Annotated in this window: 19 protein-coding genes; 11 read left to right on the top strand and 8 right to left on the bottom strand. The window is 55.1% G+C overall.

All coding sequences use genetic code 11. From position 1 onward, the window contains the following. The first annotated feature begins 514 nt into the window (after positions 1-514). Together IAE30_RS19660 and IAE30_RS19655 are read left to right on the top strand one after the other, a co-directional pair. On the top strand, positions 515-1,114 hold the full coding sequence (locus IAE30_RS19660) for a GNAT family N-acetyltransferase (protein ID WP_200680776.1): 600 nt from the start codon (positions 515-517) through the stop codon (positions 1,112-1,114). Positions 1,115-1,127: 13 nt separating this feature from the next. Then, positions 1,128-2,219: an ABC transporter ATP-binding protein gene (locus IAE30_RS19655; protein ID WP_200680775.1), complete on the top strand. Its 1,092-nt coding sequence runs from the start codon at positions 1,128-1,130 to the stop codon at positions 2,217-2,219. Between the two features lie 98 nt (positions 2,220-2,317). Here IAE30_RS19655 and IAE30_RS19650 read toward each other — a convergent pair whose 3' ends face one another. Next, on the bottom strand, positions 2,318-3,439 hold the full coding sequence (locus IAE30_RS19650) for an ROK family transcriptional regulator (RefSeq protein WP_038643563.1): 1,122 nt from the start codon (positions 3,437-3,439) through the stop codon (positions 2,318-2,320). A 26-nt stretch (positions 3,440-3,465) separates the two neighbouring features. Continuing rightward, positions 3,466-4,341, bottom strand: a complete 876-nt coding sequence (locus IAE30_RS19645) for a BadF/BadG/BcrA/BcrD ATPase family protein (protein WP_200680773.1) — start codon at positions 4,339-4,341, stop codon at positions 3,466-3,468. Positions 4,342-4,608: 267 nt separating this feature from the next. On the opposite strand from IAE30_RS19645, the gene IAE30_RS19640 reads away from it, so the two are divergent. Next, a complete protein-coding gene (locus IAE30_RS19640) occupies positions 4,609-5,769 on the top strand; it encodes a Gfo/Idh/MocA family protein (protein WP_200680771.1) in 1,161 nt (386 codons plus the stop codon). 101 nt (positions 5,770-5,870) lie between these two features. Here IAE30_RS19640 and IAE30_RS19635 read toward each other — a convergent pair whose 3' ends face one another. Then, positions 5,871-7,109 carry an MFS transporter gene (locus IAE30_RS19635; protein WP_200680769.1) on the bottom strand — a complete coding sequence of 413 codons (1,239 nt, stop codon included), beginning with the start codon at positions 7,107-7,109 and terminating at the stop codon, positions 5,871-5,873. A 417-nt stretch (positions 7,110-7,526) separates the two neighbouring features. Here IAE30_RS19635 and IAE30_RS19630 point away from each other — a divergent pair, with 417 nt between their 5' ends. After that, on the top strand, positions 7,527-8,126 hold the full coding sequence (locus IAE30_RS19630; protein ID WP_038643567.1) for a hypothetical protein: 600 nt from the start codon (positions 7,527-7,529) through the stop codon (positions 8,124-8,126). A gap of 283 nt (positions 8,127-8,409) precedes the next feature. After that, on the top strand, positions 8,410-10,800 hold the full coding sequence (locus tag IAE30_RS19625; protein ID WP_038649714.1) for a glucose/quinate/shikimate family membrane-bound PQQ-dependent dehydrogenase: 2,391 nt from the start codon (positions 8,410-8,412) through the stop codon (positions 10,798-10,800). Between the two features lie 138 nt (positions 10,801-10,938). Here IAE30_RS19625 and IAE30_RS19620 read toward each other — a convergent pair whose 3' ends face one another. The 3 genes from IAE30_RS19620 to IAE30_RS19610 all read right to left on the bottom strand — a co-directional run bounded on the left by IAE30_RS19620 (position 10,939) and on the right by IAE30_RS19610 (position 13,700). Continuing rightward, complete coding sequence (locus tag IAE30_RS19620; RefSeq protein ID WP_200538028.1) at positions 10,939-12,150, bottom strand: MFS transporter; 1,212 nt, start codon at positions 12,148-12,150, stop codon at positions 10,939-10,941. Positions 12,151-12,261: 111 nt separating this feature from the next. Beyond that, positions 12,262-13,152 carry a LysR family transcriptional regulator gene (locus tag IAE30_RS19615; protein WP_200680767.1) on the bottom strand — a complete coding sequence of 297 codons (891 nt, stop codon included), beginning with the start codon at positions 13,150-13,152 and terminating at the stop codon, positions 12,262-12,264. Between the two features lie 179 nt (positions 13,153-13,331). Further along, on the bottom strand, positions 13,332-13,700 hold the full coding sequence (locus IAE30_RS19610) for a helix-turn-helix domain-containing protein (protein ID WP_034826803.1): 369 nt from the start codon (positions 13,698-13,700) through the stop codon (positions 13,332-13,334). Positions 13,701-13,990: 290 nt separating this feature from the next. On the opposite strand from IAE30_RS19610, the gene IAE30_RS19605 reads away from it, so the two are divergent. The 3 genes from IAE30_RS19605 (at position 13,991) to IAE30_RS19595 (ending at position 17,437) form a co-directional block, all read left to right on the top strand. Beyond that, entirely contained in the window at positions 13,991-14,650 is a 660-nt protein-coding gene (locus IAE30_RS19605) for a response regulator (RefSeq protein ID WP_045815982.1), read from the top strand. Then, a complete protein-coding gene (locus tag IAE30_RS19600; RefSeq protein WP_045815981.1) occupies positions 14,647-16,005 on the top strand; it encodes a HAMP domain-containing sensor histidine kinase in 1,359 nt (452 codons plus the stop codon). The genes IAE30_RS19605 and IAE30_RS19600 overlap by 4 nt, the downstream gene beginning before the upstream one ends. Before the next feature lie 565 nt (positions 16,006-16,570). Next, on the top strand, positions 16,571-17,437 hold the full coding sequence (locus IAE30_RS19595) for a nucleoside-specific channel-forming protein Tsx (RefSeq protein WP_034826809.1): 867 nt from the start codon (positions 16,571-16,573) through the stop codon (positions 17,435-17,437). Between the two features lie 114 nt (positions 17,438-17,551). Here the strand turns inward: IAE30_RS19595 and yjdN are convergent, their stop codons facing one another. Continuing rightward, positions 17,552-17,983, bottom strand: a complete 432-nt coding sequence (gene yjdN / locus IAE30_RS19590) for a VOC family metalloprotein YjdN (RefSeq protein ID WP_200538027.1) — start codon at positions 17,981-17,983, stop codon at positions 17,552-17,554. A gap of 78 nt (positions 17,984-18,061) precedes the next feature. Further along, on the bottom strand, positions 18,062-18,964 hold the full coding sequence (locus tag IAE30_RS19585; RefSeq protein ID WP_200538026.1) for a LysR family transcriptional regulator: 903 nt from the start codon (positions 18,962-18,964) through the stop codon (positions 18,062-18,064). Between the two features lie 114 nt (positions 18,965-19,078). Between IAE30_RS19585 and IAE30_RS19580 the strand changes: the two genes are divergently transcribed. The 3 genes from IAE30_RS19580 (at position 19,079) to abgT (ending at position 23,555) form a co-directional block, all read left to right on the top strand. Beyond that, on the top strand, positions 19,079-20,392 hold the full coding sequence (locus IAE30_RS19580) for an amidohydrolase (RefSeq protein ID WP_200538025.1): 1,314 nt from the start codon (positions 19,079-19,081) through the stop codon (positions 20,390-20,392). Then, positions 20,389-21,834, top strand: coding sequence for a M20 family metallopeptidase (locus tag IAE30_RS19575; RefSeq protein ID WP_038643579.1), 1,446 nt, complete (start codon positions 20,389-20,391; stop codon positions 21,832-21,834). The genes IAE30_RS19580 and IAE30_RS19575 overlap by 4 nt, the downstream gene beginning before the upstream one ends. Before the next feature lie 200 nt (positions 21,835-22,034). Then, positions 22,035-23,555 carry a p-aminobenzoyl-glutamate transporter gene (gene abgT, locus IAE30_RS19570; RefSeq protein ID WP_038643580.1) on the top strand — a complete coding sequence of 507 codons (1,521 nt, stop codon included), beginning with the start codon at positions 22,035-22,037 and terminating at the stop codon, positions 23,553-23,555. Positions 23,556-23,572: the final 17 nt, after the last annotated feature.

The raw sequence follows: 23,572 nt of genomic DNA, 5'->3' as shown, positions 1-23,572 counted from the left end.
ACAGATGACTGGCATCCCTTCATTGCGACACCTGCAAGTCCTGGCAGGTTGATTCAGCAGCAATAACGACGTTAATTCATACTTACTTTATGAACAAAAGAAAGTCAAACACCCTCACTGCGGAATTTTTGCTCTGTGATACAGTGCAAATTGTGAGAAGAAAAGCGGACTACACAGCAGAGAATCCTGTCTGCCAGACACAAAAGCGTACACCTGAAGATGCCTGACGGCTGCTGCCAGCACAATTCACTCACGCTAATCACCAGCATTAACCTACTGACAGACCATATGAAAATTCTATAGTTAATGTGATGTTCGACAGGCTGCGACGGTAAATCAGCGCTAAATGCAGGCGGCATAGGCTCTGCGTCGCTATAGGCAGACATTTGCGTGATAGCTCACTACCAGTGATTTACCTCCGTGTTGTACGGTCGCGCAATTATTACACCTTGAAAACTAAGTCAGCTTTATTTACCGTAAAATCTGTTCATCTCATGACCACAGAGGCTCCACCATGACGGCTAAAGGTGTTATTCGCCGAACCCGCGAGAGCGATTTTCCAGCCCTGTCGCGCATCTGCTTAGAAACGGCCAATGCGGGAACTGACGCCACCGCGCTCTATTCTGACCCGGCGCTGCCAGGCCTGCGTTTTGTCATTCCTTACGCACGCTTTGCACCCGAATTTTCCTATGCACTTGAAATAAATGGGGAAGTGATGGGCTATGCGGTGGCGGTGGCAGATACACGCGCCTTCGAAGCAGAACTGAATGCGCAGTGGTGGCCGCCACTGCAACAGCAATATCGCGATTACACGCCGCGCGCGCCACTCGACAGTAAAGTCCTGGATGCCATCCTTCAGCCGGATGCCGCTGCAGAGCAACTGGTGGCGCAATGGCCCGCGCATCTGCATATCAATCTGCTGCCGCCAGCGCAACAGGGCGGCTGGGGAAGAAAACTGATTGAGCAGCTGTTACAAGATCTGCGCGCCGCTGGCGTGCCTGGTGTTTATCTGGGCGTGAGTCTGCAAAACGAGAAGGTGTGCGGCTTTTATCAACGTCTCGGTTTCACGCCGATTATGCGCAGCAACGCCATCTACATGGGTCAACTACTCTGATTGAGGCCTCACCATGACCAGCCTGCACCTGCAAAGCGTTAAAAAGTCCTACGACCATGTGAATGTGATCCACGGTATCGATCTCACTATTAACAGCGGCGAATTTGTGGTGTTTGTCGGCCCTTCCGGCTGCGGTAAATCGACGCTGCTGCGCATGATTGCCGGGCTGGAGGAGATCAGTGACGGCAAGTTACTGATCGAGGGCGCAGACATGACTCATCAGCCCGCCACCGAGCGCGGCATTGCCATGGTATTCCAGTCTTATGCGCTCTATCCGAATATGACGGTGCGCGGCAATCTGGCTTACCCGCTGGAAGTGATGAAGAAATCCAAAGCAGAAATCGAGAAAGCGATTAACCAGACGGCCGCGCGCCTGCATCTGACAGAACTGCTGGATCGCCTGCCACGTGCGCTCTCCGGCGGCCAGCGTCAGCGTGTGGCCATCGGCCGCGCCATTATCCGCCATCCACGCATTTTCCTGTTTGATGAACCGCTCTCCAATCTGGATGCTGAGCTGCGGCTACAGATGCGCATTGAGATCGCTCGCCTGCATGCCTCTCTGGGCAACACCATGATTTATGTCACGCACGACCAGCTGGAGGCGATGACGCTGGCCGACCGCATCGTGGTACTTCGTCAGGGCAAAATTGAGCAGGTGGGTGCACCGATGGCGCTGTATCATGATCCCGACAATCTGTTTGTCGCTGGGTTTATCGGTTCACCGAAGATGAACTTCCTGCAGGCGGAAATTGCCACGGTCGCGCCAGGTGCCGTGCAGCTGCGCGTGCCTGCCTTAGGCATTCACACGCTGACCATGAAGATAGAGGCAGCCTGCCATGAAGGACAAAAAGTCACGCTGGGGATTCGCCCCGAACATTTCTCTCCGGCGCAGCAGGAAAGCGATACGCTGAGCTTCAGCGCCGATTTGTCATTCAGTGAGATGCTGGGGCACACCAACTATCTTTATCTGGATATCGGTGAGGAGAAGTTGCTGGTGATTGAGGAACGCAACGCGGCAGAGCATGAGATTGGCGACCGCGTCAGTTATCAGATCAATGCCGAACGCGGGATGTTGTTTGATGAGCAGGGATTGCGTCTGCGTTAAGCGCCTCAACTAAGCAAGCGCCGTGGTTTTGCTACGGCGCCCTCTCTGAACAAATGGTTAGCTTCGATTCAGTGCGCGCCACAGCTCAAATTGCCGTTTTAAGGCACCGTCTCTTCATCGGCCTGCGCCGCCAGCAAATCTAACAGCTTATTCACCGCAAAGCCTGCCGCCCCTTGTGCCCACATACGATTCGACTCGGTGAGGAACTGCAGCGGCGTCATCTGCGGCGTGATCTTCAGCCGGTAGGTCTGGAAACTCTGCGTGATGTGGTCGAGCAATATGCGCGATGCCATCTGCGGCTCCATCGCCAGATACACCACGTCAGGATCATAAGCCACCGACAGATTCGCCAGCGACATGCCCAGGTGCTGTCCGGCTTCCGCCAGTGCACTGAGCACTTCAGGCGTGGGCTGGCTATCCAGATCGCGTAATGTCTGCGGCAGCGCCTCTTTCAGGGAAACCGCCACGCGCTGCAAAATTGCCTGTGACGAGGCCACATCTTCCAGCAATCGCTCAGAACCATCACCGAGCAATGACACACCAATCTCTCCGGCTTTACCATGACGGCCACGATAGAGCTGGCGGTCCAGCAGAATTCCCGCCCCAATACCTTTGCCAAAAGTGGCGATCACCGCGGATTGCGCATGGCCCAGTTGACCAAACACCAGTGCGGCCATGGCTAACGCATTGGCATCATTTTCGATAAAGACCGGCAGCGAAAAACGCTCTTCCAGCAGGCGCGCAATCGGCACGTTGTTCCAGCCCAGCGCGCGTGACAATACGCAAACGCCGTTGCTGGCATCCACCAGACCTGAAAGCGCCAGCCCAATGGCACCGACTTTCTTTCCTTCCACGCCACGCAAAAATTTCGCCAGCGCGTCACCCAGTTGTTTAGGAGTCATCGCGCCGGACGGGATCTGCTGCTCGCCGATGATGTTGCCGCTCAGGTCGGTTAAGACAATCAGGTTGCGTTCGGCATTAAGTTGAATGCCGACCACGCTGGCGTGATCCGGATTGAGGCCGAGCAGTGTTTTCGGTCGTCCCATTGAGACACGACGCAGCCCCAGCTCCTGCACAATACCACCGGACAGCAAACGATTAGTGGCCTGCGATACCGTAGACATACTCAGGCCGCTACGAACTTTAAGATCAGACTGGCTGATTGGCGCATTTTCGACAATCAGGCGCAAAATGCGTGCAGTTACGTTGGGAGCGCTCATGGATCTCTTTTTTAAGTTGGAAGAGGCTAAGCCGGTTGCTGGCTGAACTGGCTGGCAAGGCGCAGTGCACCGCTTAAGGCATCACCCTGCGGCGGGACAAGCTGCGCGGCAATATCGGCGGGTAACCAGGGCTGAATCGGCACCGCGAGTCCCCCCATCAGGGCCAATTTGCCGTGACTGCGCGCCAGCAAGGGCTGCACCATCTGCACGATATCGGCAGCGGCCTGCTGCACCAGCGCAATACCATGAGGATCGCCCTGCTGCGCGGCGGTAAAGACCTCAGGCACCACATTGCCCCATTCGGCGGGTGTTGCCTGCTGTGACCAGAGTAACATCTGTTCCGGACTGTGTTGATGCAGCGCCATGATGCGTTCAGTCAGCGCCGAAGCAGGCACGATAGCTTCGTGCGCCAGCAGCGCTAAGCGGCGTGCCCGGCGCCCAAGGATGGCGCCTGAACCGGCATCTGACAGGGCAAAACCCCAGCCGCCCAGCAGGGTAAACTGCGCGCCGTCCCAGGCTGCGCCCTGACTGCCCGTCCCGACAATCAACACCGCGCCGGGTGCACCATCGTGCGCACCCGCACAGGCGATTTCGACATCGGTAAACAGATAACGCGCCTGACAACGAGGCTGCCAGCTTTGCAGCCGGGAATGCACCGATGCCACATTGGCACCCGCTAAACCCGCCACCAGCAGGGTGCGGTCACGCGCATCAGCGGCAAGCACCGCTTGTTGAAATAGCGTGTCGATGACCGATTCAATGGCGTTGATGGCGGCATCATACTGCGACCAGACATTGGCGGGCCCGCCCGTCGCTTCTGCCAGCACGTGGCCAGCGTGATCCGTCAGGCGCCCGCGACAGTGCGTACCACCGCCATCAATACCCAGCAAAAGTGATTGCACGCGCTTCCTCCTGCCTGCCACCAACGGCATGATGCTTATAGATGTGCGAAAGATAGGGGAAAAAAACTTAAATCGCAATCACAAATAAATACGCATTCCGTATAGTTAATTAATATTCATTTAAAACATAAAGATAATAAAAAATTCCAATTTGGGATCGGCGTTACGGATTGACATTAGTTTTTCTGCCGTAATAAGTTAACGGTCAGATTATCAGCAGCCTGATGGGTCGGGCAGCTAACCAGCAACGGGCTTCAGGGGTACAACATGAAAGTGGGCATTATTGGTCTGGGCTTTCGTCTTTCTCATGTCGTGAAAGAGTTCAACAAAGCTGACGCAGAGTTCTCCGTGGTGGGTTACGTCGATCCGGCTCCCGCTGGCTTGCCGAATCTCCACACCTTCAGCATTGATGCCGGGAAGGCGTTCGACAACGTGGATGCGCTACTCCAGCACGGTGGGTTCGATCTGCTGCTGGTCGGGTCACCCAACTTTATGCACCTTGAGCATATTCGCCAGGGGCTGGCCGCCGGTTACACCGTGTTCACCGAGAAACCGGTGGTGATCAATGAAGAACAGACGATGGCGATGGCACAACTGGTGCAGCAATATGGGCATGAGCGTATTCTGGTCGGCTTAGTTTTACGCTACTCACCGCTTTATCACGATCTCTTAAACGCGCGTGACGAACATCGCCTGGGCGAGATCACCTCAATCGAAGCCACGGAACACATCAAGCCTTACCATGGGGCCTTCTTCCAGCGCGACTGGCGACGTCTGGAAAAATACGCCGGACCTTACATTCTGGAAAAATGCTGCCACGATATCGATCTCTATCAAGGATTAGTCGGTGAACGCCCGATGCGCGTCGCCAGCTTTGGTGGGCGTAAAAACTTCACGCCGCAACATGCACCCACCGGGGCTGTCACACCGCAATCTGAGGTGTATCACGTTAAACCCAGCGGCTGGTCAAGCACGGATGCGGTGTTTGATGGCGATGCCGACATCGTCGACTACCAGACGGCGCTGATCGAATACGCCAATGGCGCAACGCTCGCCTTCCACGCCAACCTTAACGTGCCGGATGAATTTCGGCGTTTCTGCGTGATGGGCACCGATGGCATGGCTGAGGGTGACTTTGTGCGTAACTACTTCCGCGTGCACAACGCCCGCACCGGCGAGCGCGAAGTCGATACCACTTACAGCGGCAATGCCTATGACGGTCACTATGGTGCCGATGCGTTGATGGCTGAAGAGATCGTCAAACACATTAAACAGGGAACGCCACTGAAAGTCTCCGTGGTGGATGCACTGGAAGCGGGCCTGACCGCGATTAAAATCGATGAAGCACGAAAATCGAAAACCGTGGTGGATATGACAGACAGCTGGAAACAATTTGATGCCAGCCTGGGGAAAACCGCGACCGTTTAAGGTCAACCTCCCCGCGCAGGTCCCCCTTTGCGCGGGGCTTTTCATGGCAGTGCAGAGTGGTGACATCATTAACCGGCTCGCGAGCCGGTTTTTGTTGGCGCTTATCCTGCGTGTTCGTTCTCCAGCTTCTGCCGTTTGCGCAGATGCGGGAAAATCGTCATCCAGACCGCCACCACCACCAGCGTGCCGATACCGCCAAGCGCTGCGGCAGGCACCGCCCCCATCCACGCTGCCAGCATGCCTGACTCAAACTCACCAAGCTGATTTGAGGTGTTAATAAAGATGGCGTTGACCGCATTCACGCGACCGCGCATGTCATCCGGCGTATCCAGCTGCACCAGCGCGCCGCGAATCACCATGCTCACCATATCGAACCCGCCCAGCGCGGCCAGCGCCAGCAGAGACAGCCATAATTGCGTGGAGAGCGCGAACACCAGCGTAGCCACACCAAAGCCCGCGACAGAACCAAACATAATCATGCCGACGTGCTTTTCCAGCTTGTGGCGACTCAGCCACACGCCAACAATGAGCGCCCCCACAGAAGGCGCTCCACGCAGCATGCCTAATCCCCAGGGGCCGGTATGCAGAATATCCTTCGCGAAGATCGGCAACAGCGCGGTGGCGCCCCCCAGTAGCACGGCGAACAGATCGAGAGAGATCACACCCAGCACATCTTTGCGCTCACGAATAAAACGCACGCCCGCAAACATGGTCGTAAGATTCATCGGCATACGCGTTTGAGGTGGACGTTCATAGCGGAGGCGGCTGACCAACACCAGCGAGAAGAGATAAAACAGGGCTGAAACGCCGTAAACCACCTCGGGGCCAGCCACATACAGCAGACCCCCTAAGGTTGGGCCGACAATCACCGCAGCCTGACCGCCCACTGAACTCGCCGCCATGGCACGCGCGAGAATCGGTGGAGGAACCAGCGCAGGGAGCATAGAGGTGATCGACGGCCACTCCAGCGCTTTAGCAACCGAGATCAGAAACACCAGTCCCCAAATTTCAATTTTATCCGCCCAGTGCATCAGCGTCAGTGCCACCAGGCCAAGCAGGGCTAGCCATTCAATCAATTGCCCGACCAGCACAATGCGGCGGCGATCAAACTGGTCGGCGAGATGGCCGGCCGGCAGAGCCAGTAACACCGAAGGCAGGAACTGCATCAGGCCAATCATCCCTAACGCCATCGCGCTGTGGGTAAGGGCGTAGATTTGCCAGCTCACCGCCACGGAGAACATCTGGAAACCAAACGATGAACAGGTGCGTGCCAACCAGAAGGCGACAAACGACCTGTGCCGCAACAGAGAGTCTTCTGCTGCGGATAACGGTGAAGCCATATTTTATCCCATCCTAAATCATCATCCGGCCAGCATCATTGCACCAGCCTGGTGAAAAGCCGTTTACCGACTCTCATTATCATTTTGCGGTCACAGAGTGCGACATCTGACGCTGGCAAGCAATGGCTAGCCGTGCGCTTTAAAAACAGTTGCTTATCTAAAATTTAACTAAGCATAGAGTTCTGAATATTAGCAGACTGATTGTTTTCAACTGAAAATATCTGAATCATTCCAGAAATTCCAATAACTCAATATTAAATACATCTTTTAACCGCCATATCTCTCTATCAGAGACAGCTAAAAAAGGTGACCTTAACAAACAATTCGATCTATATTGGAAGCGTAAAGATCACAGCAACCTTGCCGTCCTTATAATAATTAAGACGTTCCAGTTAATTAATTTATTCATAGAGATAAATGGAAAACAGTTCATACAATCCTTATGTTACTGAGCGTATCCGTCGCCTCGACGGCGCACTGATGGGCGCGTGTTATTCAGCCCCCTTTATGCATTGTGAACAGGAAAGCACAGCGTTACTTAACGGAAGCAACATAATTTCACTGCACAATCAGTTGCCCGATACGCCCGAGCGAATAATTATCCCTTTAGTGGGAAATAGTCTTGCGCGCTTTTTACAGGCGCCGGAAAATTATCCCAGCCTGCAATTGAAAAATGTGTCCCTTGCCATCAATTATGCCAGTTTAGTTAAGGATGAAGCGGCATTGCGAGAGGCCGCTCAGCATCACGCATTCTGGCTTTATGATTTGGCTCCGCCAGGAACATGCTGGAAGAATATTGCGTCTTTCCCCTTTAGGGGAATTGTTCTGAACGATAATTTCTTCAATGATAATTATCTCAAGTTCAGCTTTCCCTTTTTGCTCGGCTCTTGTCGGGAAAGAGAAGCAGAGGTGATATTACGTACTCCGCAATTAGCTCTGCCGTTGTCTGTCTATGAAGACCTGCAACTTTCTGGCTGGCAGGAACAACGCACCAGCAGCACCCTGTTTGAAGTGTAAACGCTTACACAAAGTTCCGTCCCTTGCCGTTATGTCCCGATCTCTTCGGGCATAACGCTAGAATATCCTCATAAAATGTCGCACTACTACCATTCCACAAGCGCAAAGCACTAAAAAAATCAAACCCGTTAACGTTTTTAAGATAAAATTTAACGCAAAGGGATCATCTGGCGTAACGGAAGCGCTGCGATCGAACATGTTAAGTCACTTCGTACTCTATGTCGGGAAACAACCCAATGCGTTGTTTCCTTTTAAGTTTATGGCAAAGAAAGAGGTTAATATTATGGGGAAAGCTTCCTCATCTTTTGGCGTGATTCGCTTTTTGACAGTGCTGTTCGCACTGCTCACGGGCGCATTTATGCTGGTAGGCGGTGTATGGCTAGCCGCAATTGGTGGTTCCTGGTACTACGTTATTGGCGGTGTGATTATGTTGATCACCGCTATCCTGCTGTGGCGTCGTAGCGGCGCAGCGATCATGCTGTATGCACTGTTGCTGTTGGCAACGCTGGTGTGGGGTGTTTGGGAAGTCGGTTTCGACTTCTGGGCGCTGGCACCACGTACCGATGTGCTGGTGATCTTCGGCATCTGGTTGATTCTGCCGTTTGTATATCGCGGTCTGAATCACGCAGGTAAAGGCGCACTGGGTCTGATGGCCGTTGCGCTGATTGCCAGCGTGCTGGTGCTGGCGTGGGCAGTGTTCCACGATCCACAAGAGCTGAACGGTGAAATTCCTGCTGCGGCAGATAATGCCCCGCAAGCGCAGCCGCTAAGCAACATCAAGGATGCTGACTGGCCTGCTTATGCCCGCGATCAGCAAGGCACGCGCTTCTCTCCACTGAAGCAAATCAACACCGGTAATGTGAAAGAGTTGCAGGTTGCCTGGCAGTTCCAGACGGGCGATCTGAAAACCCCGAACGACCCAGGTGAAATCACCGACGAAGTGACGCCGATTAAAATCCGCGACACCTTGTATCTCTGCTCGCCGCACCAGATTCTGTTTGCGCTGGATGCGAAAACCGGCAAGCAGAAGTGGAAGTTTGATCCGGGCCTCAAACCGAATCCAACCTTCCAGCACGTGACATGCCGTGGTGTTTCGTATCATGAAATGCCTGCTGCTGCCGATGCATCTAATACCCAACCTGCGCTGTGCTCGCGCCGTATTTACCTGCCGGTAAACGATGGTCGCCTGTTCGCGCTGGATGCGGAAACGGGTGAACGTTGTGCCGCGTTTGGTAACAACGGTGAGCTGGATCTGCAGCACAAACAGCCCGTACTGACCCCAGGCCAGTATGAGCCGACTTCACCACCGATCATCACGGATACCACTATCGTGATCGCGGGTGCCGTCACCGATAACTACTCAACCCGTGAACCGTCTGGCGCCATTCGTGGCTTTGACGTCAACACCGGTAAACTGCTGTGGGTGTTCGATCCGGGCGCGAAAGATCCTAACGCGATTCCAGATGATGAACACACCTTCACCATGAACTCGCCGAACTCCTGGGCACCGGCGGTCTACGATCCAAAACTGGATACCGTATTCCTGCCAATGGGCGTGACCACACCAGACATCTGGGGCGGTAACCGCACGCCTGACCAGGAACGTTTCGCAAGCAGCGTGCTGGCCCTGAACGCCACCACCGGTAAGCTGGTGTGGTCGTATCAGACCGTGCATCACGATCTGTGGGATATGGACCTGCCGTCACAACCGACGCTGGCCGATATCACTGACAAAGATGGCAACACCGTTCCGGTGATTTATGCCCCGGCCAAAACCGGTAACATCTTTGTATTGGATCGCCGTACTGGTAAGCCAGTTGTCCCCGCGCCGGAAACCCCAGTGCCTCAGGGCGCTGCGAAAGGTGATCACGTATCCCCTACTCAGCCGTACTCCGAACTGACCTTCCGTCCGAAGAACAACCTGACGGACAAGGACATGTGGGGCGCAACCATGTTCGACCAGCTGGTGTGCCGCGTGATCTTCAAGCGTCTGCGCTACGAAGGTCCGTTCACCCCGCCGTCTGAGCAAGGTACGCTGGTGTTCCCTGGTAACCTCGGTATGTTCGAATGGGGCGGTATCGCGGTAGATCCACATCGTCAGATCGCGATTGCTAACCCAATGGCGCTGCCGTTTGTCTCTAAACTGGTGCCACGCGGTCCGGGTAACCCGATCGAGCCACCAGCCGATGACAAAGGTGGTTCAGGTACCGAAACCGGTATCCAGCCGCAGTACGGTGTTCCGTACGGCGTGGAACTGAATCCGTTCCTGTCTCCGTTGGGTCTGCCATGTAAACAACCGGCATGGGGCTATGTCTCAGCGGTTGACCTGAAAACCAACGAAACCGTGTGGAAAAAACGTATCGGTACCGTTCGCGACAGCGCGCCGGTTCCGGTACCGTTCAAAATGGGTATGCCAATGCTGGGCGGCCCAATTACCACTGCTGGTAACGTGTTCTTCATTGGTGCGACGGCGGATAACTACCTGCGCGCATTCGACACCAACACCGGGGAAATGCTGTGGCAGGCACGTCTGCCAGCCGGTGGCCAGGCAACACCGATGACTTATGAAGTGGATGGCAAGCAGTACGTTGTCATTGCTGCGGGTGGTCACGGTTCGTTTGGCACCAAGCTGGGCGATTACGTCATTGCCTACGCACTGCCAGATGCTAAATAAGTTTCTGGTTTGATGTGACAAAGGCGGGCTGCAAAGCCCGCCTTTTTTATTGTCTTACGGTCTGCATCTCCAGCCGCAACCCAGCCTAAGGCGTGTCCAGAAAGACGTTTTATAAGCTGTTCAAAATGTAGTGCCTCGCTACCGCTTTTTTAACACCCGCGCATTTAACAGCGCACACAGCGTCATGATCACACAGGTCGCCAGAAATACCGGGCGCATACCGAAAGCACCGCCGACAAACCCGCCAAATAAGGGACCTGAGACCTGGCCGACGTATTGTGCCGAGGTCGAATACCCCAGCATTTTCCCCACCTGCCCCTGCGGCACATTGTGGCGAATCAGCGCCGTCACGCACGGCATCAAACCACCCAGCGCCATGCCCATCAGAAAACGCAGCACCACCAGTTGCCAGGCTTGGGTGATAAATGCCTGTGGGATCAACAACAGGGCACAAACAACCAGGCCGTAAACCAGCACACGCCCATGCCCTACCCGATCCGCCAGGCGTCCTAAACGCGGGGCCGAGAGAATACTGCCCAGCGCAGCCGCCGCCATCACCACGCCAGCCGTCACCGTGATCGCATGATCGCCCTGCACGAATTGACCGATATACAGCGTGATAATCGGTTCAATCGACATATTAGCGAAAATCAGCAACATACCGGACAGCCACATCAATCGCACCAGCGGCAGATTGACCGGTGTTTCGCTCTCATTGTGGGTTTGCGCCACTTTTTTACCCGGCTTACGCGGTGCTTCTTTTAATAAAAAAGTCGTAGCAAGGAAGGCGAGGAAAATCACGGCACCAGTCAGCCAGAAAGTGTGGCGAATCCCTATCAGCGGTGGCAATACCCCGCCCAGCAGTGGCCCCACCACGTTGCCCGCCATAATGCCGGAGGACAACACACCCAGCGCCCAACCCGTCTGCTCTTTTGGTGTTTGCGCCGCGACCATGATAGTTGAACCTGATGCGTAGCCCCCCAACAATCCCGCCAGCAAACGCAAAGCAACCAGTTGCCACGGCGCCGTCGCCATACCAATCAGCGACATGGCAATCGCCATCCCGAGGCTGGCACGGATCAACATCAGTTTGCGGCCATAGCGATCCGCCAGTTTGCCCCACAACGGCGCGGTTAACGCGGCGCTGAGGAAAGTGGCGCCATACGCAGCACCCGACCAGCGCGCAATCGCGGCAGGTTCCTGCACGCCAAGTTGCTGCACATAAAGTGGCAGAAATGGCAGCAGCAACGTCATCGCCACAATGGTGCTGAACGAACCCAGCACGCAGACAAACAAATTACGCTTCCAGTGTTGCTGCTCAGGCGCTAACACGGTTGATGATTGCGACATAGTGATTCCCTGTTTTTTGTTTTTTTAGCAGGCTAACAGGGGATCACCACATAAAACAGAGCGAGAGGGATATTTGCCAACCAGCGCAGTATTGTTGCCAGTAAACAACAATCAGTTGCCGCTGAGTGCCGTGATCAATGCATCACACAGTAGCGTCACGGGGGATGAGGGTTGCGGCTGCTCTTTAAGCAGCAAATAACTGTGTAAGCGGTCCATTTGCCATTCGGGCAGTACCTGTTGGATTTCACCCCGCCGCAGGGCGTCCTGCGTCATATACGCAGGCAGATAAGCAATGCCGGTGCCCGCCAGCGCCGCATTTAGCAGCGCCATACTGTTGTTGGCACGAAAACGGCTGTGCACATCCAGCGCCAGCCGCTGTTTTTCACGACGAAACGGCAGTGCGGCCGTGTGCGCGGGGCCGTGAAACAGCAACAAATCATGCCGCGTCAGGCGTTCAGGATGGTCGATAGCAGGATGCGCCGCCAGATAATACGGTGTGGCATAGAGTCCCCATTCGATGGTGCTCAGCTCGCGATAATTGGCCACTTCCGGCGCACGAGCGCGAATCACTATCGCCACATCTGCGCTGGGCTGCGGATCGTCGCTGGTGGTCAATTCGAGATCGACGTTGATATGAATGTGGCGGCGGATAAAGTCATTCAGAGTGGGAACGACGCACTGACAGCCAAAGGTAATCGGTGCCTGCAAGCGCACATTACCCGCGGGCAGTTGATGAACCTGCTGCACAAACGCATCGGCGCGGTGCATCTCTTCCAGCATGCGGGTACAAAACGGATAGTAAGCCTGACCCAACTCGGTCAATGCGACTTTACGCGTGGTGCGCTGCAACAATTTGATGCCGAGCCGCACTTCCAGCCGCGCGATTTCGCGACTGACATGCGACTTAGAGACGCCTAAGGTGCGCGCGGCTTCGCTAAAGCTTTGCCGCTCAACGACGCGCGCAAACAGCATCATGGCGGTGAGATTATCGCTGTTGTCCATGTTCTCTGGTGGGTAACAAACGGAGAACAGCAGCTTAAAAGTAAAAGCCGCAATAAGCACCGAATTTAATCAGCGAACGTGGTGGAGCGGCGTAATTTATCGCGCAATCCCTTTGCGATTTACTGCGCAATAAATTGCGCCGCTACGTCTTCTGTACAGATCAATCTCAGCGTCATCGATCAACTGGCCACCGCCAGCGGGAACAACAGACGTTCCTGTTCAACGCGGCGCTGACGACGCAATTGACCCGGCGTGACGCTGAAGTAGTTCTTAAAGGTGCGGGTATACGCCTGCTGCGTATCAAATCCGTAGCTCATCGCCACTTGCAAAATCGCTTCGTCGCTGTTGATCAGCGTGAGCGCTGACTCAGTTAACCGACGCTGACGGATGTACTCTGCCAGAGAAAAACCGGTGTGCTGACGGAATAGACGCTGCAGATGCCAGCGGGAGTATCCCGAGCGGCGTGCTACTTCATCCAGATGCAAATCGTGACCTAAGTTGTCTTCAATCCAGTCCAGCAAACTACGGATAAATTCGCGCTGATTCATGGGAACCTCCTGCTTCGACAAAATGTCCAGTGCAGTCACTGTAGCGCGTTAAATTTATCCCTTAATTAGCAGAAAATTAGCGCAGAATTAGCAAGGGGGAAAACGCGTACTCCGTCTAAATCACTCCAGCGGCAGAAAGGCAGTAAAAGTAGGAATCCTCGGGAGCTTGCCTAAGTCAGTCTCGGGATAAGCGCTCACCGCTCACACATCTGTAGCGGGAAGTATGACGGAGGGTAATTCTGGCCTAATTATCTGGCGTTACACTGCGTCCATCAGTTTGGGAGAACACTATGCGTGTGCTGCTGGTAGAAGATGATGAAATGATTGGCGCCAACTTGCAGCAGGCGTTAGAAGCGGCAGGCTGGTCAGTGGACTGGGTGCGTGATGGCGTCTATGCCTCCAATGCCTGGGCCGACGGCGGCTACACCTGCGTGCTGCTCGATCTCGGCTTACCGCGTGAAGACGGTATTCACGTGCTGAAGCGCGCACGCACGCGAGGCGACATGACGCCCGTGCTGGTGCTGACTGCGCGTGACACGGTGCAACAACGTATTCAGGGTCTCGACAGCGGCGCCGATGACTATTTGCTTAAACCCTTTGATCTGCAAGAGGTACTGGCGCGCATGCGTGCAATCACCCGACGTCGTCACGGAGCGGCGGATTCCCTGTTAGGCAGTGGCGATGTGCAGCTGGATATGATGACGCGCGAAGTGCTGTACAAAGGCCAACGCGAACAGCTAACCGCCCGCGAATATGCCCTGCTCTACGCCCTGCTGGAGCGACCGGGCGCGATTCTGTCACGCGAACAATTAGAGAACCGCATTTATGGCTGGGGTGAAGAAGTCACCAGTAACGCTGTTGATGTGCTGATCCACGGTATGCGCCGCAAGCTCGATAACGAAGTAATTCGCAACGTGCGCGGTTTAGGCTGGCGGGTACCGGCAATATGAAACCTTTCACCTTTATGCGATCCCTGCGTAACAAACTGCTCGCCACGCTGGTGCTGCTGCATCTGGCGATGATCGGCGGCGTGACCTGGTATTTCTACCACTGTTATGGCGACATGATGGGCACCATGAAGGACGATCAGCTCGCCAAGATCGCCGATGCCTGGTCCTCCAGTCAACGCATGCCCGCGTTAATGCCCATGGTGATGCAGCAAGAGAAGCTGAAAAGCACTTATATCGTTCAGCTGTGGGACACCAACAATCATCTGCGTGCCAGCTCATGGCCTGCCTTACAGGCCCCGCTGCAGGCAAAAAAAGGCTGGTCCGACTTAAAAGTTGGCGACTGTGGCGATGACTGTGACTGGCGCGTGTATACCCGCCCCGGCGAGCTGGGCAGTGAAATCGGAAACATTCAGGTACTGCACAACATCGGTTACATGAAAAGTCTGATGGTGAAACGCGTGTTGTCCGCCATCATTCCATTGATACTGATGATGCCGCTGTCACTGCTGGTGATCTGGTTGGTGGTCCGCGCCATCACGCGGGATTTACGCGTCGCCTCGCGGCAAATTGCCGCGCAAGAGACGATGCATCCGCACTCGGTGTCGCCGGATGGCTTACCGGATGAAGTACTGCCGCTGGTGGCGGCCTACAACTCATTGCTGGATAAACTGCGTGCGGCATGGTCATCACAGCGCCAGTTCCTTGAAGATGCCGCCCATGAACTGCGCACACCGGTCACCGCGGTCACCTTACAGCTGGAAAATCTGCGTCAGCACATTCAGCCGGGTGAAGCCAGCCGTCAGTTTGATCAGCTGGAAGCGGGCGTCACGCGAACGCGCCATCTGGTGACGCAGTTGCTGAATATCTCGCGCCAGGAAGACCAGTCGGTAGTGGCCACGGTGGAAACCATCCAGCTCGATGATCTGCTGAAAGAGAGCATTGAGCAATTGATGGTCGTCGCCGATAAACGCGGTATTGATATCGGTTTTAATGGCACCACGCACTATCGCCTGCACGCCAGCCGTTCCGATTTGCGTAGCCTGTTTGATAACCTGATCGGCAACGCGATGTTGCACACCCCGGAAGGCAGCCTGGTGGATGTGCTACTGCATCGCGTGGGTAATCACACGGTGGTGGATATCGTTGATAACGGACCGGGCATGCCGGAATCCTTTATCGAACGCGCTTTTGATCGCTTCACTCGTTCGCCAGATGTGCAGGCGCAAGGCAGCGGTTTAGGTCTGTCGATTGTGCGCAGCGTGGCGCAGAAGCATCAGATGCAGGTCGCGCTGTCTAACTGCCATAACGCCCAGGGGCAGATTTCCGGCCTGCAGGTACGCGTTACCTTGCCATGACCAACGTGTCGCTACCGCCTTGAATATCAGGCGCGGTAGCGGCTATTGAGCATTGAGCATTGGGCTTTGAGCTTTGGGCTTTGGGCTTTGGACTTTGGGCCTTGAGCCTTGAGCTTTGAGCCTTGAGCCTTGAGCCTTGAGCCTTGAGCCTTGAGCCTTGAGCCTTGGGTCATTTTCCACATCCTAAAACTCCCTCGGCACGCGATAAATCACACATTTTTCCACTATTAAATCCCAAAAACACACGATGTATCGTGCCGCCCTATCCTCTATCCGCATCTGACCTCTTTGCCACCGTACGCGACAACGTAAACGGTTGCGGGGTTCCGTTCGCCACACAGCATTTATGTGATCATAGTCACATATTCAGTGAATCAAAATGCAACACATTTTGACAAACGTGATCAAAATCTATTTCCTATCGCTCTGTTACAGGCACATTACGCACATTTGAAAATTCGGCGATTCAGACCGGATAAAAACAACACACGGCCCATCCCCTGGGATCGATTTCACTCGATTGCGGCGCAACCGCAGCAATCACTAGCATGTGGTTAATAAAATAATGAAATTTAAAGCATTGATAGCAGGGGCCTTACTGGCCAGCAGCTGGACCGGCGCGGCACAAGCGGCAGACAGCGATCCGCAGTATCTTTCAGACTGGTGGCACCAGAGCGTTAATGTGGTGGGTAGCACCCACACCCGCTTCGGACCGCAGTTCAACAATGACGTGTATCTCGAATACGAAGCCTTTGCTAAAAAAGACTGGTTCGATTTCTACGGCTATGCGGATTTGACCAACTTCTTTGGCGTGGGTAACAGCAACGCTAACGGCATTTTCGACCACGGTTCGCCGCTGTTCATGGAAATTGAGCCACGTTTCTCAATTGATAAACTGACCGGCACCAGCCTGGCATTTGGTCCGTTTAAAGAGTGGTACTTCGCGAACAACTATATCTATGACATGGGTCGCAACGCTTCACAGCGTCAGAACACCTGGTACATGGGTCTGGGTACCGACATCGATACCCATAGCGATATCGGCCTGTCTCTGAACGTTTATGCTAAATACCAGTGGCAGAACTACGGTGCAGCGAACGAAAATAGCTGGGATGGATATCGCTTCAAAGTGAAATACTTTGTGCCGATTACCGATCTGTGGGGCGGCAAGCTGAGCTACATCGGCTTCACCAATTTCGACTGGGGTTCAGACCTGCGCGATGAGACCGGTCCATCACGTACCAGCAACTCGATCGCGTCCAGCCACATTTTGTCGCTGAACTACGATCACTGGCACGTTTCTACCGTGGCACGTTATTTCCACAATGGCGGCCAGTGGGCGGATGGACAGGAGCTGAACTTCGGCAACGGTCCGTTTGAAGTGAAATCGACGGGCTGGGGTTACTACCTGGTCGTGGGTTACAACTTCTAATACACTGATGCTGTAGCGGCGCAATTTTCGCGTGTTTCTGAAGCCTTAATATCGCTTTAGAAGTGCATTAAATTGCGCCGCAACGTTGCTGACGGGCTGTAAAAACCCGGGCCGTCAAATTTGCGGTTTATAAGCATTCACCATCCAGGGCACCCCGAATTTATCGGTAAATATGCCAAAACCGTGCGCCCAAAACGTCGGTTCCCACTTTTTCGTCACTTCCCCACCCGCTGACAACGCGTCAAACCAGCGTTTACCCTGCGCTTCATCTGGCGTGGATAGGCTCACGGAAAATCCGGCGTAGTCTGTTTGTTGTGCACCATCGCTCATCATCAATTCACCCTGTCCGATACGCAAATGGGCATGCATGATTTGTTCTGGCGAGAAGGTCGCGCCAGAGGGGCAGCCTTCATCCTCAACAGGGGTTTCATCCGGCATATCACCGAAGGTCATTTTGAACAGCAATTCGCCGTCAGTGGCCGCAAGATAAAAGGCGATCGCCTCTTCACAGCGGCCGTTGTAAAACACATAAGGTGTAATTTGCATGGTCAGTTCTCCACAATTGGGACGTCCAGTGCAAGTGTAGTGGGCAATAAGTAATCAGCTGCGAGCCAGGCCGCACTCTTACCTTTGTTGACAATAGCGGCGGAACAGCTGAGCCATGTATGCACTCATTGGCGTCAGCGCGGTGTCTTTTCGCTGGATCAAATAGAAAGTCGCTTTCGGCAGCGGATCGTCAAGATCGAGGGCAATGAGCTGGCCACCGTGCGTGGGATCTTCGATGACATCACGCGAGATAATGCTGACAAAGTCACTTTTCGCGACCAGGCTGGTGCAGGCCATAAAGGTTTCGCAGGTCACTACGATCTTTGGTGCCATACCGCGTTCGCCAAACAGATCGTGCAGCAAGCGGTAATAGCTGCCCTGCGGCGTCGGCATGGTCCAGTCGCAGTGCTGCAATTCCGCTAACGAGCGGGCATGCGCCATCGGGTGCCCTTTGCGCATCACCACCTGATAGTCGCGCTGCATCAGTCTTTCAAAGATCAGCTCCTGATCCAGGTGATGCTGATCGTAGGTATTAATGGTGAAATCCAGCGCGCCCTGCCGCAATTCATGCACCATCGACACCAGTTGCCCCTCAACAATGCGCACCTTCACCAGCGGATATTCACGATGAAACTGAGTGATCACCTGCGGCATGATGGTACGCGCAATGCTGCCGCCCACGCCGATATTCACTCTTCCACCCGCCAATCCCAATCGCTGCTGAATATCTTCCTGCGCCACACGTAGCTCTTCCAGCACCAGACTGGCGTGACGGAAAAAGTTATCACCGATATCCGTCAGCGTGACGCCCTGCTGACGACGTTCGAATAAACGCGTGCCAAGTGCCAGTTCCAGTTCCTGAATCGCTTTGGTCAGCGCAGGCTGTGAAAGTCCCGATAAACGGCTGGCAGCGCGAATACTGCCCTGGCGAGCGACATCGACAAAGGCGCGCAGCTGATGAAGTTTAAGGTTGGCAGGCATAATTTTTGTGATAACCGTTGTTTATCAGTGACAAGATATTCGCATCTTATGCGCACCAATACCATTGTGTAGATTCGGGATAATGCATAAAAAACCAACACAAAGGATATGCCGATGAAAACCCTCTCCGACCTCGTCAACGCGCGGATTCCACAGATGCAAAGCTGGCGTCGCGATCTGCACCATTTTGCCGAATCGGGCTGGCTGGAGTTCCGTACCGCAACGATAGTGGCAGAAGAGCTGCATCGTCTTGGTTATCAGCTTAAGCTGGGCCGTGAAGTGATCGATGCCGATGCGCGCATGGGACTGCCTTCTGATGAAGTGCTGGCGCAGCAGGAAGATCGTGCACTGGAGCAAGGCGCCCTGCCACAGTGGATTTCACACTTCTCGGGCGGTTTCTGCGGCGTGGTCGCCACGCTGGAGACCGGCCGTCCCGGCCCGGTGATGGGTTTTCGTGTCGATATGGATGCGCTGGACCAGAACGAAAGCCGCGATCCTGACCACATCCCCACTCGCGAAGGTTTTGCCTCCTGCAATTCCGGCATGATGCACGCCTGCGGCCACGACGGCCATACCACTATCGGCCTGGCGCTGGCGGGCGTGTTGATGGAGATGAAAGATCAGCTCAGCGGCACGATTAAAATTATCTTTCAGCCAGCGGAAGAAGGTGTGCGCGGTGCAAAAGCCATGGTCGCTGCGGGCGTGGTGGATGATGTGGATCTGTTTACCGCTATCCATCTCGGCACAGGCGTGCCCGCAGGCGAAATCGTTTGCGGCAGCGATAGCTTCCTGGCCACCACCAAACTGGATGTCAATTTCACCGGCGTAGGTGCCCATGCGGGCGGTAAACCAGAAGAGGGTCGTAACGCCTTGCTGGCCGCCGCGCAAGCCACACTGGCGTTACACAACCTGCCACAACACAGCGGCGGTGTAGCACGCGTCAACGTGGGTGTGTTGCAGGCGGGATCCGGACGCAACGTGGTACCCGATTATGCCCTGATGAAAGTGGAGACCCGTGGCGTCAGCAATCAGGTCAATGACGACATCTATCAGCAGGCCCTGCGCGTGATTTCCGGTGCGGCAGCGATGTATGGCGTTGAGTACGACATCAAACTGATGGGCGGCGCGCGCAGCTGCACCCCTAGTCAGCCGTGGGTCGACTTTATTCATCAGCAGGCCGATGCCATGGGGATTTTCAGCTCGGTGGTGGATACCAAAAAGCAGGCGGCGGGTTCGGAAGATGCCACTTACATGCTGGAGCGCGTACAGCAGCGCGGCGGCCAGTCATCGTATGTGATCTTCGGCTGCGACCTGGCAGCGGGCCACCACAACGCGAAGTTCGATTTTGACGAAGCGATCATGGCCACCGCAGTGCAAACGCTCGCCACCTTAGCGCTGAATCAGGCGCAGTTTGGAGGCCAGCGATGAGCCATCACGACTTTATCGATCATTACATCAACGAAAACCAGCCGCGCTTTACTGCCCTCAGCGATGCGATCTGGGATGTACCCGAAACGCGCTTTGAAGAGACGCAATCCGCGGCGATTCTGGCCGATGCGCTGGAGCAGGAAGGCTTTACCGTTGAACGTGGTGTGGGCAACATCGACACCGCCTTTATCGCCAGCATCGGCAGCGGTAAGCCGGTGATTGCCATCCTTGGTGAGTTTGATGCGTTGGCCGGTTTGAGCCAGCAATCGGGCTGTGCCACACCGCAAGCGCTGGTGGAAAACGGCAATGGGCACGGCTGCGGCCATAATCTGCTGGGCACCGCCGGACTGGCCGCTGCCTTTGCCATCAAGGCATGGTGGGCCGAAAACGGCCAACGCGGCACACTGCGCTTTTACGGCTGTCCGGGCGAGGAAGGCGGTTCCGGCAAAACCTTTATGGTGCGCGAAGGCCTGTTTGATGATGTCGACGCGGCAGTGACCTGGCATCCCGAAGGTTTCAGCGGCATGTTCAATCTCAGCACTCTCGCTAATATCCAGGCCGCTTTTCACTTCAAAGGAGTGGCTGCACACGCGGCTAACTCACCGCATCTGGGACGCAGTGCGCTGGATGCCGTGACGCTGATGAACACCGGTGCCAACTTCCTGCGCGAGCACATTGTGCAGGAAGCGCGCGTGCACTACGCCGTGACCAATACCGGCGGCGTCTCCCCCAATGTAGTGCAAGCCGATGCTGAAGTGCTGTATCTGATTCGCGCGCCAGAACTCGATCAGGCACAGGATATCTATCAGCGGGTAATCAACATCGCCAAAGGCGCGGCCCTGATGACCGACACCACCATGACGGTACGCTTCGACAAAGCCTGCTCCAACTATGTGCCGAATCGTGCGCTGGAAGCGGTGATGGAGCGCAACTTGCATCAGTTTGGCTTGCCCGAGTACAGCGCGGAGGAGCAGCAGTTCGCCGCCGAGATTCGTGCCACGCTAACAAAGGACGATCTGCGCAATGCGCGTTTGAACGCAGCGCGCACTGGCGGTGAAGCCGGTATCGCCTGGACCGAGGCGCTGGGCGACAAAATTTTGATGGACGAAGTGGCACCCTACGCCGTGACGCGTGAGTTGCTGTATGGCTCAACCGATGTCGGCGATGTGAGTTGGGTGACGCCAACCGCGCAGTGCTTTGCGCCCTGCTTCGCCTTTGGTACGCCGTTGCACACCTGGCAACTGGTGGCGCAGGGCCGCACCTCGCTGGGCCACAAAGGCATGTGCCTGGCTGCCAAAGTCATGGCCGCCACCGCGCTGACCTTGTTACAGGATGAAGAAGCACTGGCACGCTGCACAGAAGAGTTCCGTCGCGTACGCAGCGAACAGCCTTACAGCTGCCCAATTCCGGCGGATGTGACGCCATCGAAGTTGTCATCCTGAGATAAACGCGGTGCTCAGATTCAGTGCGCAGAAATGCGCACACTGCGGGACTTGGGCGCAGTTGTAAGGTTTACCGAAGTTGGAAGGTTTACCGCAGTTGTAGTGGGCGCATTTTTGCGCCCAGAAATAGCCAAAACACTATAAAAAATACAGCCCCAACGCGGGCATGCAAATACAACAGACATGACGAGGAAATACCGATGGAAGTGACCACGGAGAACCGCAGCCCAGGGAAGCTGTTTAGCTGGATTGAGCGGGTCGGCAATAAAGTGCCCAACCCGTTCTTACTGTTTGTCTATTTGATCGTGGTATTGATGGTCGCCACCGCGATCATCAGCTATTTCGATCTGGCAGTGAAAAATCCCACCAATGGCGAATTGGTGCGGGTCAACAATCTGCTGAGCGTGGCAGGGATTCAATGGATTCTTCCTAACATCATCAAAAACTTCAGCGGCTTTACCCCACTGGGCTCGATTCTGGCGCTGGTGATTGGTGCGGGCCTGGCGGAGAAAGTCGGCCTGCTGCAATCGCTGATGGTGAAGATGGCCTCACGCGTGAGCCGCCGCTACGCCAGCTATATGGTGCTGTTTATCGCCTTCTTCAGCCATATCTCATCCGATGCCGCGCTGGTGGTGATGCCACCGCTGGGCGCGCTGATCTTCCTTGCCGTGGGTCGTCATCCGGTGGCGGGTTTACTGGCGGCTATCGCGGGCGTGGCTTCCGGCTTTACCGCCAACCTGCTGATCGTTACCACCGACGTGCTGCTCTCCGGCATCAGTACCGAAGCGGCGAAAGCGGTGAGCGATACCGTGCACGTGAGTGTGATCGATAACTGGTTCTTTATGGCCAGCTCGGTGATTGTGCTAACGATTGCCGGTGCCATCCTTACTGATAAATTCGTCGAGCCACGCCTGCCCGCATGGAATGGCGGCAACAACGATCGCCTGCCGCCGCTGACCGCACTGGAGAACCGTGGCCTGAAAGCCGCAGGGATTGCCGCACTGGTATTTATCGCGCTGATGGCTCTGCTGGTGGTGCCGGAACATGCACCGCTGCGTAACCCAAAAACTGGCGGTATCATCCCTTCGCCGTTTATTCAGGGCATTGTGCCGATCATCATCCTGTTCTTCTTTGTGGTGGCGATTGCTTACGGCGCGGTGACAAAGCAGATTCGACGGGCTGATGACATTCCACAGCTGCTGGTGGATCCGATGAAGAGCATGGCAGGCTTTATTGTGATGGTGTTCCCGCTGTCACAGTTTGTCGCCTTCTTTAACTGGAGCAACATGGGCAAATTCATGGCGATCGGTCTGACCGATATGCTGGAAAGTGCCGGCATCAGTGGTGCGCCCGCGTTCCTCGGTTTGATGTTCCTGTCGGCATTTCTGTGCATGTTTATCGCCAGCGGCTCGGCCATCTGGTCGATTCTGGCGCCGGTATTCGTGCCGATGTTTATGCTGCTCGGCTTCCATCCGGCATTTGCCCAGATGATTTTCCGCATCGCGGATTCTGCCGTATTGCCACTGGCGCCAATGTCGCCGTTCCTGCCACTGTTCCTTGGATTCCTGCAGCGATACCAAAAAGATGCGCAACTTGGTACCTATTATGTGCTGATCTTCCCGTATCCTGTGGTGTTCTTTATCAGCTGGATCGTGCTGCTGCTGGCATGGTACGCACTGGGTTTACCGATTGGTCCAGGCGTCTACCCGAGCCTGCACTAAATGCATCGCCATGGACG

The organism is Pantoea sp. S61 (assembly GCF_016625145.1).
Classification (GTDB): Bacteria; Pseudomonadota; Gammaproteobacteria; order Enterobacterales; family Enterobacteriaceae; genus Pantoea; species Pantoea rwandensis_B.
This window is presented reverse-complemented; position numbering and strand designations above follow the sequence as displayed.